The following is a 14,972-nucleotide window of genomic DNA, read 5'->3' as shown; positions in this document are numbered from 1 at the left end:
AAGGAGGTCCTCAACGAGGTCTACGACCTCTTCATCGACCTCGACGCGACCGAGGACCAGCTCGAGTTCCCGGTCCTCTACGCCAACGCCCGCAAGGGGATCGTACGTCGCACCCCCGACGGGGCGGACGAGCCGCTCGTGACCCTCTTCGAGCAGATCCTGGTGACGGTCCCGCCGCCGCGGTACGAGACGGAGATGGGGCTCCAGCTGCTCGTCACCAACCTCGACTACAACGACTACGTCGGCCGCCTGGCGATCGGGCGCATCTTCAACGGCCGCATCGCCAAGGGGCGTGAGATCGCGATCTGCAAGATCGCCGGGACGGTGGAGCGCGCCCGCGTGACCGCGCTGTACGGGTACGACGGCCTCAAGCGCGTGGAGATCGACGAGGCGGGGCCGGGGGACATCGTCGCGGTCGCGGGGCTCGAGGGGGTCGCGATCGGCGAGACCCTCGCCGATTCCGAGAAACCCGTCGCCCTGCCGCCGATCACCGTGGACGAGCCGACGATCTCGGTCGTCATCGCCGTGAACGACTCGCCGCTTTCGGGGCTCGACGGGCAATACGTCACCTCCCGCAAGCTGCGCGAGCGGCTGTGGAAGGAGATCCTCACCAACGTCTCGATCCGGGTCGAGGAGACCGACTCGCCGGACGCGTTCAAGGTGTCCGGCCGCGGCGAGCTCCAGATGGCGATCCTGATCGAGATGATGCGGCGCGAGGGATACGAGATGTCCGTCGGCCGGCCGGAGATCGTGACCAAGCAGATCGACGGCGAGGCCCGGGAGCCGATGGAGCTGCTCGTGATCGACTGCCCGGAGGTGTTCATCGGCGTCGTCAATCAGAAGGTCGGCTCCCGCAAGGGACGCCTGATGAAGATGATCAACCACGGCACCGGCCGGGTGCGGATGGAGTTCCACATCCCTTCGCGGGGCCTGCTGGGCTTCCGCACGGAGTTCCTGAGCGACACGAAGGGGACCGGGATCATGAACCACCTCTTCGAGGGGTACATCCCGCTGCAGGGGGAGATCCCCCATCGCCAGACCGGCGCCCTCGTGGCGGACCGCCCGGGGCGGGCGAACGGCTACGCGATCGAGCACCTCCAGGACCGCGGGACGATGTTCATCGCCCCGGGAGATCAGGTCTACGAGGGGATGATCGTCGGGGAAAACTCCCGCTCCCAGGATCTCGACGTCAACATCACCAAGGAGAAGAAGCTCACCAACATGCGCGCCTCCACCTCGGAGGAGCTCGTTCGGCTGATCCCGCCGCGCTCGATGTCCCTCGAGCAGTGTCTCGAGTTCATCACCGACGACGAGCTGGTGGAAGTGACCCCGAAGTCCCTGCGGCTGCGCAAGCGGGTCCTCCCGATGGTGAAACGTCAGCGAAAGGGCTGATTTCCCGCTACACTGACGCCCATGGACGCACGCGTCGAATGGATCCGGTTCACCTGCGGCCCCTTCGAGGAGAACCCCTACCTCCTCGTCGGACCGTCGGGCCGGAAGGCGATGCTCGTCGATCCCGGGATCGACAGCGAGCCGATCCTCGACGAGGCGACCTCGCGCGGCCTCGAGATCGTCGCGATCGTCAACACCCACGCCCACCTCGACCACGTGGCCGGGAACGCCTTCTTCAAGGAGCGCACCGGGGCGCCGCTGGCGATGCACGCCGCCGACCTCCCGCTCCTCGAGAACATCGAACGGCAGGGGGCGATGTTCGGCCTGCGCGTGCCCCGCTCCCCGCTTCCCGACGTCGAGCTGCGGGAGGGGGAGCCGTTCGTCTTCGACGGCGTCGCCTTCGAGGTGATCCACACGCCGGGGCATTCCCCCGGCGGGGTCTGTCTGCGCCTGGGGTCGTCGATGCTCGTCGGCGACACGCTCTTCCGGGGGTCGATCGGCCGGGCCGACCTCCCGGGCGGGGACATGGACGTCCTCGTCCGGTCCATCCGCGAGAAACTCTTCGTGCTCCCCGGGGAGACCGTCTGCTGGCCAGGACACGGGCCGGAGACCACGCTCGACGCGGAGCGACGCTTCAACCCGTTCGTCTCCGATGCCGCGGTCGGCGCCGGAGGGGGGGGACGACGATGAACGTCTGGATCGTCGTGGCCGAGATCCTCGCCCTGGCCGCGGGGGGGGCGCTCGGCTTCTGGCTCAACAACCGGCTCGGCGCGCGCAGCCTCGAGGCGGCGCGGCGCAAGGCGGCGGAGCTCCGCAGCGTCGGCCTGCGCGAGGCGGAGAAGGCGAAGAAGGCCGCGATCCTCGAGGCCCGCGAGGAGATCCTGCAGGAGAAGCAGAAGGCCGAGCGCGACTTCCGCTCGCGACGCGGCCAGCTCGTCAAGCAGGAGCGCGATCTCAAGGCGACCCGCCAGCAGATCGCCGATCTCGAGGCCGACGTCGCGCGGCAGCGCGAAGGGCTCGCCGACACCGAGAGGGAGCTCGCCGCCCGCGAGGCGGAGCTCGCGCGCGGCAAGGAGGAGCTCGAGCACCTCAAGCACGAGGAGAACGCCCGGCTCGAGCGGGTCGCCGGACTGACCCGCGAGGAGGCCCAGCGCCAGCTCCTCTCCAACCTCCGCGCGGAGGCCCGCTTCGAGGCCGCCGCCATGATCAAGGAGATCAAGGACGAGGCGCAGCGCAATGCCGAGACCGAGGCGACGAAGATCGTCGCGCTCGCGATCGAGCGCATGGCCTCGGACCTCTCGGTGGAGCGCTCGACGAGCATCTTCCAGCTGCCTCAGGGGAACCAGCTGCGGGGGCGGATCATCGGCCACGAGGGGAAGAACATCCGCGCCTTCGAGAAGTCGACGGGGATCCAGATCCTGCTCGACGAGCAGGCGGAAACCGCCACCCTGTCGGGGTTCAACCCGGTCAAGCGCGAGATCGCGCGGCGCGTCCTCGAGACGATCGTCAAGGACGGCAACGTCCACCCGCGCCGGATCGAGGAGCTCGAGCGGCGCAACCGGCGCCGCCTCGAGGAGGAGATGAAGCGGGCCGCCGAGCAGGTCCTCAAGGAGATGTCGATCAAGGACACCCACCCCGAGATGGTGGCCCACCTCGGGAGGCTGCTCTACCGCACGTCGTACGGCCAGAACGTGTTGATGCACTCGAAGGAAGTCGGGTTCCTCACCGGGATGATGGCCGCCGAGCTCGGCATGGACGAGAAGGTCGCGCGGCGCGCCGGACTGTTCCACGACATCGGGAAGGCGGTCGATTACGAGCGCGAGGGGACGCACCCGGAGATCGGGGCGGAGCTCGCGACGAAGTGCGGCGAGGACTGGCGCGTCATCAACGCGATCGCCGCGCACCACGAGGACGTGGAGATCACCACGCCGATCACGATCCTCGTCGCGGCCGCCGACGCGCTCTCGGGGGCGCGCCCCGGAGCGCGACGCAAGACCGCGGCCGAGTACATCCGGCGCATCGAGCAGCTCGAGGGGCTCGCGAACAGCTTCGAGGGGGTCGAGCAGTCCTACGCCCTGCAGGCGGGACGCGAGATCCGCGTGATCGCGCAGTCGTCGGTGGTCGACGACGCGCACCTGAACCTGCTCGCGAACGATCTGGCCAAGCGGATCCAGTCCGAGATGGACTATCCGGGCAAGATCAAGGTGACCGTCATCCGCGAGGTCCGCGCGACGGAGTTCGCCCGCTAGCCGATGGCCGCATCTCCCCTCGAGGCCGCCTACGATCACTGCCGGGCGGTCGCCCGCGGGCATTACGAGAACTTCCCCGTCGCCTCGCTCGCGGTTCCCGCGCGGATCCGCCCCCACGTCTGCGCGGTCTACGCCTTCGCCCGCTCGGCGGACGACTTCGCCGACGAGGCCGAGCACGAGGGGCGGCGCCTCGAGCGGCTCGACGCGTGGGAGGCCGAGCTCGACCGCGCGCTCGCGGGAACGACGTCGGATCCCGTCTTCCTGGCGCTCGGCGACACGATCCGCAGATTCGATCTGCCCGACCGCCTCCTCCGCGACCTCCTCGACGCGTTCCGACAGGACTGCCGCGTGCGGCGCTACGCGCGATTCGAGGACCTGCTCGACTACTCCCGTCGATCGGCGAACCCCGTCGGCCGACTGGTCCTGCTGCTCTTCGGCGAGCGCGACGAGGCCAAGGCGCTCCGCTCCGACGCGATCTGCACGGCGCTGCAGCTCACGAACTTCTGGCAGGATGTGGCGGTGGACCTGGAGAAGGACCGCATCTACCTCCCGGAGGAGGACCGCCTGCGCCACGGGGTCACCGAGGCCGCCCTTCGCGAGGGGCGCGTGGACGACGCCTTTCGCGCGCTGATGGCGGAGATGACCGCGCGCACGCGCGACCTGTACGCGGAGGGCGCCCCTCTGCTCGACGCGGTGCGGGGGAGGCTGCGCCTCGAGCTGCGCCTGGTCGTCGCCGGAGGGACGCGCATCCTCCATCGACTCGAGAGCGGCGGGTACGACGTCTTTCGGCGCCGCCCGAGGCTCGCCCTCGCCGACTGGGCGGCGATCGGGGCGCGGGCGCTGTTCCCGTGAGCAGTTTCTTCATCGCCTTTCGCGTTCTCGCCCCGGAGCGGAGGGCGGCGATCGAGGCGGTGTACGCCTTCTGCCGCGCGGCCGACGACGCGGTGGACGACGCCCGCGATCGGGACGAGGGCGCACGCGCCCTGGCGTCCGTGCGCGCGCGGCTCGACGAGGCGTTCCGCGGGGGCGGCGCCCCGGCGCTCGCGGAGGCGATCCGGCGCTTCGAGCTCCCGCGACGGCCGTTCGACGACCTGCTGGAGGGGTGTACGTGGGACCTCGAGGGGCGCAGGTACCCCGACCGCGAGGCCTTGCGCGCCTACGCCTACCGCGTCGCGTCCACGGTGGGGCTGCTGTGCGTGCGGATCTTCGGCGCGACGGGGCCGGGGCGGGAGCGTTACGCGGAGGAGCTCGGGATCGCGCTGCAGTGGACGAACGTCCTCCGCGACGTGCGTCCGGACCTGGCCCGCGGGCGCCTCTATCTCCCGGCGTCGTCGCTGCGCTCCCACGGGGTGACCGAGGAGGACCTCCGCTCGCGGGAGCCTTACGCCCGCGAGCGGATCGCGGCGCTCGTGCTCGGCGAGGCCGCCTACGCGCGATCCCGGTTCGCGGCGGCCCGCGCGGCGCTCGATCCCGAGGATCGGCCCCGGGTCTTGTCCGGCTCGATCATGGCGGCGGTGTACGAGGCCCTGCTCTCGCGCATCGAGCGCGCGGGCGACCGGGTGCTCGACGCCGAGCTCCGCCTGAGCGCCGCGCGGCGCCTCTGGATCGCCGGTCGGACGCTGCTGCGCGAGCGTCTCGGGTGACCCCGGACGTCGTCGTCGTCGGCGCGGGGACGGCGGGACTCGCGGCGGCGACCGCGCTCGCGGAGCGGGGGGCGCGGGTCACGGTCCTCGAGGCGCGCCGGACCGCCGGCGGAAGATCGAGATCCTGGATCGCCGCGGACGGGATCGTCGAGGACAACGGCCAGCATCTCCTGCTCGGGTGTTACGACGAGTTCCTCGCCTTCGTCCGCCGCACGGGCGGCGAACGGACCCTGCGGTTCGAGAGCCGCCTCGATCTCCGGCTCCGCGAACGGGACGGCTCGGTTCGCCGGTTCCGGCCGGCGGCGCTCCCGTCCCCCCTCGACTTCGGACTCGGCCTGGCTCGGCTGCGCGGATTCCCCTGGCGCTCGATCGTCGCCGCGCGGTCGCTCGTGCGCGACGCCCCGGGCCCGGGGGAGCGAACGGTCGCCGACTGGCTCGGGTTCCACGGACAGGGCGGGGAGGCGCGCCGGCTGCTGTGGGATCCCCTCGTGCTCGCGACGATCAACGTCGAGCCCGAGCGGGCGTGCGCGTCCCTCCTCTCGGAGGTCGTCCGTCGCGCGCTGCTCGCGGGCCGGGGCGCCTCGCGCCCGGTCGTCGCGACGCGGGGGCTGACGCCGCTCGTCGTGGAGCCGTCGGTCGCCTACCTGCGCGCGCGAGGGGGCACGATCGTGCCGGGTACGCCGGCCGGCGCGATCGAGGTCGAGGACGGTCGCGTCGCGAGGGTGCGCGCCCGCGACGGTCGCACCTTCGCGGCCGGCGCCGTCCTCCTCGCGGTCCCGCATGCGGAAGCGGCGCGCTTGCTGCCGCCCGGAGCGTCGGCCTTCGACGCGGCGGCGGCGGAGGCGCTGGGCGCGTCGGCGATCGTCGGCGTGCACCTGGTCTTCGACCGGCCCGTGCAGGAGAGCCTGCTGGAGGCCTTCCTCGGCTCCCGGTTCCAGTGGTCGTTCGAGCGGGGGATCCTCGAGTCGGGCGAGCCGAGCGGATCGCTCGCCCTGGTGACCAGCGCCGCCGAGGATCTCGCCGCCGCCGCCGTCGAGACCGTGGCCCGCGAGGCGCTCGACGAGGTGCGACGTTACCTCCCCGCGGCGCGGGCCGCGACGCTGCGGCGCTCCCGGGTGGTCAAGGAACGGCGCGCGACCCCGATCCTCTCGCCCGCGAACGCGCACCTGCGCCCCGGGCCGACGACCGCACTTGCCAACCTCGCGCTCGCCGGGGACTGGACCGACACCGGACTTCCCGCCACCCTCGAAGGAGCCGCCCTCTCGGGCCATCGGGCCGCGGGCGTTCTCTGGCGCTGACCTCCTGCTACACTCCGCCCCCGTGCCCGACGCGACCGAACTCCTCGTCCCGACCGCCGTCGCCACCGCGATCTTCCACACGCTGATCCCCGACCACTGGCTCCCGTTCGTGCTGGCCGGTCGCGCCCGGAGATGGTCGGCGGCGCGGACGGCCGCGCTCTCGGGGATCTCCGCCTTCGTGCACGCCGCCCTCTCGGTCGCGCTCGGATTTCTCGCCCTGCGCCTGGGGAGCGCCGTCGCCGAGGCGCTCGGCGAGCGGCTCGAGCACGCCAGCGGGATCCTCCTCGTCGTGTTCGGCGGAGGGTACGCGCTCTGGGCGTGGCGGAAGGGAGGCCACTTCCACCCGGGAGGGGCCCTCGTCCACGCCCACGACGCGAAGGCCCCCGCCTGCGACGGCCACGAGGGCCCGGAGAACCCGGAGCACCTGCACTACCACGCCGACGGGAGCCTGATCCGCGGTCGCGGGGGCGCGGGGGGGCTCGCGCTCGCGCTGATCGTCGGGGTGAACCCGTGCGTGCTGATCCTTCCCGTGCTCGTCGCCACCGCCGAGCGCGGCGCGGTGGCGCTCGCGGCGGTCACCGCGGCCTACGCGGCGACGACGATCGCGCTCATGGTCGGACTGTCGGTCGTCGGCGTGGTGGGCGCCCGTCGCCTCCCGGTTCCCGCGGCGGCGCGCCACATGGAGACCGTCTCGGGGATCCTGATCGCCGTCGTGGGGCTCGTGTTCCTGCTACGGGGCCACTGAGCGCGCGCGCACGACGGCGAGCACCGTCTGGTCGTCCTCGGGCTGCTCCCGGCCCGTGAAGGCGTGCACCGCGTCGAACACGGACTCCACGAGGCCCTTCGCGTCCGGCCACGGGCGGCTGCGCACGATCCGTCTGAGGCGCTCGACGCCGAAGCTCTCGCCGTGGGCATCCTCCGCCTCGGTGATCCCGTCGGTGTAGGCGAGGAAGACCGTGCCGGGCGAGAGCGAGGTGTAATGGCGTTCGTACGCGGCCTCGGGGTTGGGCCCGAGGACCATCCCGCCGCGGTTCAGCTCGACCATGAACGCGCCGTCCCACACGAGCGCGGGCGGATGCCCGGCGTTGCAGAAGACGAACGTGCCGTTCGTCTCGAGCTCCCCGTAGAACAGCGAGATGAACTTCGACGCGAGCGCGGAGCGGTGGATGACCTTGTTGAGCTTGTCGAGGGTCGCCGTGATGCGCAGGCTCTCCGCCACGCCCATGCGCAGGCCGATGATCGCGTCGCGCGCCTGCAGGGCCGCCGGAAGCCCGTGTCCCGAGGCGTCGGCCACGACGAGGCCGAGCGCGCGTTTCGAGATCGGGAGGTAGTCGAAGAGGTCCCCCCCGACCTCCTCGGCCGGTCGCGTCTGGGCGTAGATGTCGAAGTCGCCGAACACCTTGTGGTTCGGAGGGAGCAGCGAGAGCTGGATCTCCCTCGCCTCGAGGACGCGGTCCTGGAGGAACTCGTGCCGCAGCTTGAGGTTGATCGCGTGCCGGACCGTATTGAGGGTGTGCACCACATGGCTGGCGTCGGCGTCGTCGGCGAGCGAGAAGGCGATGATCTGGTCGTTGTCGTCGCCGACCATGATCGCGGCGAAGACCTCGACGCCGAGGGCGCCCTCGATCTCCCGGTCGACGTCCGGATCGTCCACGCGCCGGTAGACGAACCCCTGGACCGCGAGCTCCTGGATCACGGGGTAGGCCGAGGGGATCCGGAAGCCGAGGCGCGCGCGCCCCTCGGGGTACTCCCGCTCGAGGACGTAGGCGTCGTCCTGGCGGGCGTAGATCCGGCCTCCGACGAGTCCGAGGTCGTCGCGGAAGTCGTCGACGAGCCGGCGGAGGATCTCCGCGGTCGTGGCGAGCTGGTCGCTCGACCCTTCGATCTTGCTCAGCGTGCGCTCGAGCTTGCGGAAGAGGTTCTTGTACTGCATCACCGGTCCCCGGATGCTAACAGACCGCTCGCGCGGCGGCCCGAGTTGGTATACCGTCCGCTTCTTTCCGCGGAGAATCGCGCGTCCATGTTCGACCTGATCGACGCGGTGCGCCGCCGGGATCCCGCGGCCCGCTCCGCGCTCGAGATCGTCCTCACGTACCCCGGCGTGCACGCGGTCGCGCTGCATCGACTGTCCCACGCCCTCTGGACGCGGCTGCGGCTCAGGACGGTGGCGAGGCTCGTGTCGCACTTCGGTCGATTCGTGACCGGGATCGAGATCCACCCCGCGGCGCGGCTCGGCCGGCGCGTCTTCATCGATCACGGCATGGGGACGGTCATCGGCGAGACCGCGATCGTCGGCGACGACTGCCTGCTGTACCACGGCGTGACGCTCGGGGGCACCGGCAAGGAGAAGGGGAAGCGCCACCCGACCCTCGAGGAGGGAGTGGTCGTGGGGGCGGGGGCCGCGGTCCTCGGGAACATCACGCTGGGAAGGAACGCCAAGGTGGGCGCGGGTTCGGTGGTCATCCAGGACGTTCCCCCGGACTGCACGGCGGTCGGCGTTCCCGCACGGGTCGTCTGTCGCGACGTCCGTGTGCATGCCGACCTGCTCGACCATGCGGAGCTGATCGACCCGATCTGGGAGAAACTGAGCGCGCTTCAGGACGAGTTGCACCTGGCCGAGCGAGAGATTCGCGAGCGGACGAAACCGAAGGAGCAAGGATGATCAAGGAACTGTTCACGCCCCAGAACCTCGACTTCCGCGAACGGGCTCGCGAGGTCGCCGAGAAGGTGATGCGCCCGGTCGCGGCGAAACACGACGTCGAGCAGACGTACCCGTGGGAAGTGCAGCGCGCCATCAAGGAGGCGGGCCTCAGCGGCGTCTGGATCCCGAAGGAATACGGCGGGGCGGGGGGCGGCGTGCTCGACCTGTGCCTGGTGGTGGAGCAGTTCTCCCGCGCGTGCGGAGGCATGGGGGTGGCGTACGCGGTGAACGCCCTCGGCTCCTTCCCGATCCTGCTCGGCGGCACCGACGAGCAGAAGCAACGCTGGCTTCCCGGGATCGCGGCGGGGGACAAGCTCATCGCGTTCGGCCTCTCCGAGAAGGAGGCGGGCTCCGACGCCGGCTCGATGACCACCAAGGGCGAGAAGGACGGCGACCACTACATCCTCAACGGCGAGAAGAAGTGGAACACCGGCGGGGCCGTCGCCTCGTACAACACCATCTTCGCGGTGACGAGCCCCGGCCGCGGCGCCCGCGGCATCTCGGCGTTCGTCGTCGAGGCCGGGACCCCCGGGTACCGCGTCGGCAAACACGAGGACAAGATGGGGATCCGGTGCGTGCCGGTCGTCGAGATCCACCTCGAGAACTGCCGCGTCCCGGCCGCCAACCTCCTCGGGGGCGAGGAGGGGAACGGGTTCCGCCGGGCCATGATGACGCTCGACCTGGCCCGTCCGGGGGTCGCGGCGCAGGCGGTCGGCCTCGCGCAGGGAGCCCTCGATCTCGCGATCGACTACACCGGCAAGCGCCGCCAGTTCGGGCAGTCGATCTCGGCCTTCCAGGGCATCCAGTGGATGCTCGCGGACATGGGCACGCAGCTCGAGGCCGCCCGCCAGCTGGTCTACACGGCGGCGCGGGCGGCGGACGCGGGGGCCAAGGGAGTCTCCAAGCTCGCGGCCATGTGCAAGCTCATGGCGACCGATACGGCGATGCGGGTCACGACGGACGCCGTCCAGCTGTTCGGGGGATACGGGTACTGCAAGGACTACCCGATCGAGAAGTACATGCGCGACGCCAAGATCACGCAGATCTACGAGGGGACGAATCAGATCCAGCGCCTGGTGATCGCTCGGTCGATGCTGCGCGAAGCGGCGAGCTCGGCGTCGGAGTGACGGGGACCGGGCGGGCTCGCGCCATTCCGGCACGTGCGGCAGGATCGCGCGTCACCGTGGCGTCCGACGGGAGGGGGGATCTGCGGAAAAAGGTGGAGGACACGATCCTTCGAGGCTGGCATCGTGATTGCTCTTCCCTACGCTCGCCACATGACCTCCTCCTGGTCAGTGTTGAACCCCCTCCGGGCCTGACGGACGCCCCCCCCGCTGGCCCGGAGGGGGTTGCCTTTTTATCCCCGCGATGAGGCGCGACCCCCCCGCCCCCACGGCCGATCGCATGCTCGACGCGGCGATCTCCCTGCTCGGAGAACGCGCGGGCCGAGCCGTCTTCGAGGTCCGGGGTCGGAGCATGCGTCCGACCCTCAGCGACGGCGACGCGGTGCTCGTCGTCCTTGCGGATCGCCGGATCCGGCCGGGAGACCTCGCCGTCTTCCGGCTCGGGGGGGATGCGGTGGTCCACCGATGCGTCCGCGTCCGGCGGGAGGGGCTCGTCTTCCGGGGCGACGGTCGCGAGGCGCTCGACCCGCTCGTCGCCGTCCCCGAGGTCTTGGGGCGGGTCGTCGCCCTGCGACGGTCCGGGGCGTGGCTCGGCCTCGAGGGGACGCTCGCGCGGGGATACGGGCGGGCGATCGCGATCCACGCGCGGTTCTGGTCCGCCGCCCGGCGGGGGCTCGGCCCGCCGGCCTCGCGTCTCGACCGGGGCACGCTGCGGATGGCGGACCGCCTCCTGTTCGGCAGGTGCCACCGTACCGTTCCCGCCCCCCCCGGCTTCACCGGACCGGACGGGGTCGGCTGATATACTCCGCCAGCATGCTGAACGTCCTCCTGACCAAAGTCTTCGGCTCCAGGAACGAGCGCACGCTCAAGCGTTTGCGCCCGATCGTGGAGACGATCAACGCCCTCGAGCCGACGGTCTCCGCCCTCACCGACGCGGAGCTCGCCGCGAAGAAGGACGAGTTCCGGGGAAGGCTCTCCCAGGGGGCCACGCTCGACGACCTCCTCCCGGAGGCGTTCGCGGTCGTCCGCGAGGCCGGCAAGCGCGTCCTGCAGATGCGTCATTTCGACGTCCAGCTGATCGGCGGGATGGTCCTGCACGAGGGGAAGATCGCCGAGATGCGCACGGGCGAGGGGAAGACGCTGGTCGCCACCCTCCCCGCCTACCTCAACGCGCTCTCCGGGATGGGCGTGCACGTCGTCACCGTCAACGACTACCTCGCGCGCCGCGACTCCGAGTGGATGGGGCGGATCCACCGGTTCCTCGGGATGACCGTCGGTTGCATCCAGCACGACCTCAGCGACAAGGAGCGGCAGGAGGCGTACGCCGCCGACATCACCTACGGCACCAACAACGAGTTCGGCTTCGACTACCTCCGCGACAACATGAAGTTCTCGATCGCGTCGATGGTCCAGCGGGGCCACGGATTCGCGATCGTCGACGAGGTCGACTCGATCCTGATCGACGAGGCCCGGACCCCGCTCATCATCAGCGGGCCCGCCGAGCAGGCGACCGACATCTACTACCGCGTCGACCGGGTCATCCCGAAGCTCGAGCGGGGCGCGACGATCCAGGGCGGCAAGGACTACGAGCACGACGACGTCGGCGACTACGTCGTCGACGAGAAATCGCGCACCGCGACGCTCACCGACCGCGGCGTGGAGCGCGCGCAGGAGCTGCTCGGGGTCGACAACCTCTACGACCCCGCGTACATGGAGATCCTTCACGCGGTCAACCAGGCGCTCAAGGCCCACACCCTCTACCAGCGCGACGTCCACTACATGCTCAAGGACGGCGAAGTCGTCATCGTCGACGAGTTCACCGGCCGCCTGATGCCGGGGCGCCGGTGGAGCGACGGCCTCCACCAGGCGGTCGAAGCGAAGGAAGGCGTCAAGATCGAGCGCGAGAACCAGACGCTCGCGACGATCACCTTCCAGAACTACTTCCGCATGTACAAGAAGTTGTCGGGCATGACCGGAACGGCCGACACCGAGGCGGTCGAGTTCGACAAGATCTACAACCTCGAGGTCGTCGCGATCCCGACGAACCGCGAGATGGTCCGGAAGGACGTCGACGACGTCATCTATCGCACCGAGCCCGAGAAGTGGAACGCGGTCGTCGACGACATCGTCGAAAGCCAGAAACAGGGACAGCCCGTCCTCGTCGGCACCGTGTCGATCGAGAAATCCGAGCGGATCTCGCAGCTGCTGCGCCGCAAGGGCGTCAAGCACGTCGTGCTGAACGCCAAGTACCACGAGATGGAGGCCGAGATCGTCGCGCAGGCGGGACGCGTGAGCGCGGTCACGATCGCCACCAACATGGCCGGGCGCGGCACCGACATCCTGCTCGGCGGCAATCCCGAGTTCCTCGCGCGGCAGGAGCTGATCCTCAAGGGCGTGAAGCCGTCCGAGACGACCGTCGAGGACTGGGACCGCGCCTACACCGAGGCGCTCGCCCGGTGGCGCCCCGCGTGCGTCGAGGAGCACGACCGCGTGGTCGCGCTCGGCGGCCTCTACATCATCGGGACCGAGCGGCACGAGTCGCGGCGCATCGACAACCAGCTGCGCGGCCGCGCCGGCCGCCAGGGCGACCCCGGCCGCTCGCGTTTCTATCTCTCGCTCGACGACGACCTCATGCGCATCTTCGCCGGCGAGAAGATGAAGTCGGCGATGCTGCGCCTGGGCATGGAGGAAGGGGTCCCGATCGAGTCCCGAATGGTCTCGAAATCGATCGAGCGCGCCCAGAAACAGGTCGAGCAGCGGAACTTCGAGACCCGCAAGCATCTCCTCGAGTACGACGACGTCAACAACAAGCAGCGGCGCGAGATCTACGGCCTCCGCCGCGATCTCCTCGAGGGCAAGGAGCAGAAGCAGTACCTCTTCGAGAAGGCCAAGGACATCCTCGACGCGCTCGTCGAGACCCACCTCGCCACGCGGAAGAGCGAGTCGGAGTGGGACCTCGACGCGTTCCGCCAGCAGGTCCTGCACCAGTACGGGTTGGACTGCGAGAAGGAAGGGATCGTCTTCGACGGCTCGAACCCGGATCGCGTCTTCGAGGACGTGTGGGCGCGCTGCGAGGCGAAGTACGACGCGAAGGAGGCGCTCGTCGGCGCGGACCTCATGCGCCAGTACGAGCGCCACATCCTGCTCCAGATCATCGATCACGCCTGGAAGGACCACCTCCTGGCGATGGACCACCTGAAGGACGGCATCGGCCTGCGCGCGTACGGCCAGAAGGACCCGCTCGTCGAATACAAGCGCGAGTCGTTCGACATGTTCGGCGCGATGAAGGACCGCATCGAGGGCGACGCCGTGCGGTTCCTGTTCCTGCTCGAGCCGATGACCGACGAGGACCGCCGTCGCGAGGAGGAGAAGCGCCGTCGCGAGCAGGAGCAGATCTTCGAGGCCGCCTCGCGCTCGGCCGCGGGCGTCACCGCCCGGGGCGGCGTCACGCAGGTCGCCCGCAAGGACGCGAAGGTCGGGCGCAACGATCCGTGCCCGTGCGGCTCCGGCAAGAAGTACAAGAAGTGCCACGGGGCCGGCGCCGAAGCGTCGGCCTGATCCGGGAGGGTCCATGTCGCTGCCCGTTTCGGAGAAGAACTTCCTCGAGAAGCTGGCGTCGTACGTCCCGGGCGTCGCGGGGTACCGTGAGCGGGAAGGGCGCCGCGAGACCGACCGCAGGTTGCGCGAGTTCCTCGCGGGGAGGCTGGAGGAGGCGGCGTCGTCCCTCACGGCGCTGCGCAACGCGATCACCCGGGGAGGCTCCCTCGAGCTCATGAACGACGTCGCGCGCCTGGACAAGTCGCTCCAGAAGGCCGCCTCGTCCCTCCGCTTCGCGGACTACGGTTATTCCGGTCTGTTCGACCAGGTAAAGATCCGCGATGCGGAGCTCGAGCAGATCTACGCCTACGACCTCACGCTTCTCGGCGACGTGCAGGCGCTCGGCGAGCGGGTCCACGCGGCGTCGGGGGGAAGCCCCAAGGCCGAGACGCTCCAGGAGCTGGCGCAGGCCGCCGAGGGGCTCGATCGCAAGATCGTTCGACGCAAGGAACTGTTCGACTCGCCCGCGGGGGCGTGACGAGGGGAGACCCGATGGCCATCGAAGTCCTCGAGTGGAAGGACGACAGCGGGCGCGAGATGGTCTGGCGACACCCGGCGGGCGGCGAGCTGAAGCTCGGCGCGCAGCTCGTGGTGAGCGAGAACCAGTGGGCCGTCTTCTTCCGCGACGGGAAGGCGCTCGACACGTTCGGCCCCGGCCGCCATACCCTGACGACCGCGAACGTCCCGCTGCTCACGCGTCTGATCGGGCTTCCCTTCGGCGGGACCTCGCCGTTCCGCGCCGACGCGTATTACGTCGCACGCAAGACGTTCACCGACCTGAAGTGGGGGACGCGCGAGCCGGTCCTGTTCCGGGACGCCGAGCTCGCGATGGTGCGCCTTCGCGCCCACGGGATGTTCTCGACGCGCGTGAAGGACCCGCAGGTGTTCCTCAACACCGTCGTCGGCAGCCAGGGGCGTTTCGCCACGGACGCGATCGAGGGGTTCCTGCGCGAGATCGTCGTCTCGCG

14 protein-coding genes are annotated in these 14,972 nt (G+C 70.4%); 13 read left to right on the top strand and 1 reads right to left on the bottom strand.

The window, feature by feature from the left end; all coding sequences use genetic code 11:
- The 7 genes from VF139_03425 to VF139_03395 all read left to right on the top strand — a co-directional run.
- Window positions 1–1,392, top strand: a 1,392-nt coding sequence (locus VF139_03425; protein ID HEX6850431.1) for an EF-Tu/IF-2/RF-3 family GTPase, incomplete at its 5' end; no start/stop codon positions are given.
- A 21-nt stretch (window positions 1,393–1,413) separates the two neighbouring features.
- The gene (locus VF139_03420; protein HEX6850430.1) at window positions 1,414–2,082 is read left to right on the top strand and encodes an MBL fold metallo-hydrolase; all 669 of its coding nucleotides are present in this window, start codon (window positions 1,414–1,416) and stop codon (window positions 2,080–2,082) included.
- On the top strand, window positions 2,079–3,641 hold the full coding sequence (gene rny, locus VF139_03415) for a ribonuclease Y (protein ID HEX6850429.1): 1,563 nt from the start codon (window positions 2,079–2,081) through the stop codon (window positions 3,639–3,641). The genes VF139_03420 and rny overlap by 4 nt, the downstream gene beginning before the upstream one ends.
- Before the next feature lie 3 nt (window positions 3,642–3,644).
- Complete coding sequence (gene hpnC / locus VF139_03410) at window positions 3,645–4,493, top strand: squalene synthase HpnC (protein HEX6850428.1); 849 nt, start codon at window positions 3,645–3,647, stop codon at window positions 4,491–4,493.
- A complete protein-coding gene (locus tag VF139_03405; GenBank protein HEX6850427.1) occupies window positions 4,490–5,284 on the top strand; it encodes a squalene/phytoene synthase family protein in 795 nt (264 codons plus the stop codon). Before hpnC ends, VF139_03405 begins: the two co-directional genes overlap by 4 nt.
- On the top strand, window positions 5,281–6,582 hold the full coding sequence (hpnE, locus tag VF139_03400) for a hydroxysqualene dehydroxylase HpnE (GenBank protein HEX6850426.1): 1,302 nt from the start codon (window positions 5,281–5,283) through the stop codon (window positions 6,580–6,582). Before VF139_03405 ends, hpnE begins: the two co-directional genes overlap by 4 nt.
- 22 nt (window positions 6,583–6,604) lie before the next feature.
- Window positions 6,605–7,327, top strand: coding sequence for a hypothetical protein (locus VF139_03395; GenBank protein HEX6850425.1), 723 nt, complete (start codon window positions 6,605–6,607; stop codon window positions 7,325–7,327).
- On the opposite strand, the gene VF139_03390 is transcribed toward VF139_03395, so the two are convergent.
- Window positions 7,313–8,515, bottom strand: coding sequence for a PP2C family protein-serine/threonine phosphatase (locus VF139_03390; protein HEX6850424.1), 1,203 nt, complete (start codon window positions 8,513–8,515; stop codon window positions 7,313–7,315). The genes VF139_03395 and VF139_03390 overlap by 15 nt on opposite strands.
- 87 nt (window positions 8,516–8,602) lie before the next feature.
- Between VF139_03390 and cysE the strand changes: the two genes are divergently transcribed.
- The 6 genes from cysE to VF139_03360 all read left to right on the top strand — a co-directional run.
- Window positions 8,603–9,244, top strand: a complete 642-nt coding sequence (gene cysE, locus VF139_03385; protein ID HEX6850423.1) for a serine O-acetyltransferase — start codon at window positions 8,603–8,605, stop codon at window positions 9,242–9,244.
- On the top strand, window positions 9,241–10,410 hold the full coding sequence (locus tag VF139_03380; protein ID HEX6850422.1) for an acyl-CoA dehydrogenase family protein: 1,170 nt from the start codon (window positions 9,241–9,243) through the stop codon (window positions 10,408–10,410). The genes cysE and VF139_03380 overlap by 4 nt, the downstream gene beginning before the upstream one ends.
- 241 nt (window positions 10,411–10,651) lie before the next feature.
- Window positions 10,652–11,206 carry a S24/S26 family peptidase gene (locus VF139_03375; GenBank protein HEX6850421.1) on the top strand — a complete coding sequence of 185 codons (555 nt, stop codon included), beginning with the start codon at window positions 10,652–10,654 and terminating at the stop codon, window positions 11,204–11,206.
- A 14-nt stretch (window positions 11,207–11,220) separates the two neighbouring features.
- Window positions 11,221–13,965 (top strand): preprotein translocase subunit SecA, encoded by a 2,745-nt coding sequence (gene secA, locus VF139_03370; protein HEX6850420.1) that lies wholly within the window; start codon window positions 11,221–11,223, stop codon window positions 13,963–13,965.
- 13 nt (window positions 13,966–13,978) lie between these two features.
- A complete protein-coding gene (locus tag VF139_03365) occupies window positions 13,979–14,482 on the top strand; it encodes a hypothetical protein (protein ID HEX6850419.1) in 504 nt (167 codons plus the stop codon).
- A gap of 14 nt (window positions 14,483–14,496) precedes the next feature.
- Window positions 14,497–14,972: SPFH domain-containing protein (locus VF139_03360; protein ID HEX6850418.1), on the top strand; the 476-nt coding region annotated here is incomplete at its 3' end.

This window comes from Candidatus Polarisedimenticolaceae bacterium (genome assembly GCA_036376135.1).
Lineage (GTDB): Bacteria > Acidobacteriota > Polarisedimenticolia > Polarisedimenticolales > DASRJG01 > DASVAW01.
Note: the sequence above shows the minus strand (reverse complement) of the source record. Positions and strands in the feature narration are given on the sequence as shown.

Excerpts from the sequence above, each read along its gene's own strand:
- VF139_03375 (HEX6850421.1), top strand. The coding sequence starts at position 10,652 with ATGAGGCGCGACCCCCCCGCCCCCACGGCCGATCGCATGCTCGACGCG.
- secA (HEX6850420.1), top strand. The coding sequence starts at position 11,221 with ATGCTGAACGTCCTCCTGACCAAAGTCTTCGGCTCCAGGAACGAGCGC.
- VF139_03390 (HEX6850424.1), bottom strand. The coding sequence starts at position 8,515 with ATGCAGTACAAGAACCTCTTCCGCAAGCTCGAGCGCACGCTGAGCAAG.
- VF139_03420 (HEX6850430.1), top strand. The coding sequence starts at position 1,414 with ATGGACGCACGCGTCGAATGGATCCGGTTCACCTGCGGCCCCTTCGAG.
- rny (HEX6850429.1), top strand. The coding sequence starts at position 2,079 with ATGAACGTCTGGATCGTCGTGGCCGAGATCCTCGCCCTGGCCGCGGGG.
- VF139_03365 (HEX6850419.1), top strand. The coding sequence starts at position 13,979 with ATGTCGCTGCCCGTTTCGGAGAAGAACTTCCTCGAGAAGCTGGCGTCG.
- hpnC (HEX6850428.1), top strand. The coding sequence starts at position 3,645 with ATGGCCGCATCTCCCCTCGAGGCCGCCTACGATCACTGCCGGGCGGTC.
- VF139_03380 (HEX6850422.1), top strand. The coding sequence starts at position 9,241 with ATGATCAAGGAACTGTTCACGCCCCAGAACCTCGACTTCCGCGAACGG.
- cysE (HEX6850423.1), top strand. The coding sequence starts at position 8,603 with ATGTTCGACCTGATCGACGCGGTGCGCCGCCGGGATCCCGCGGCCCGC.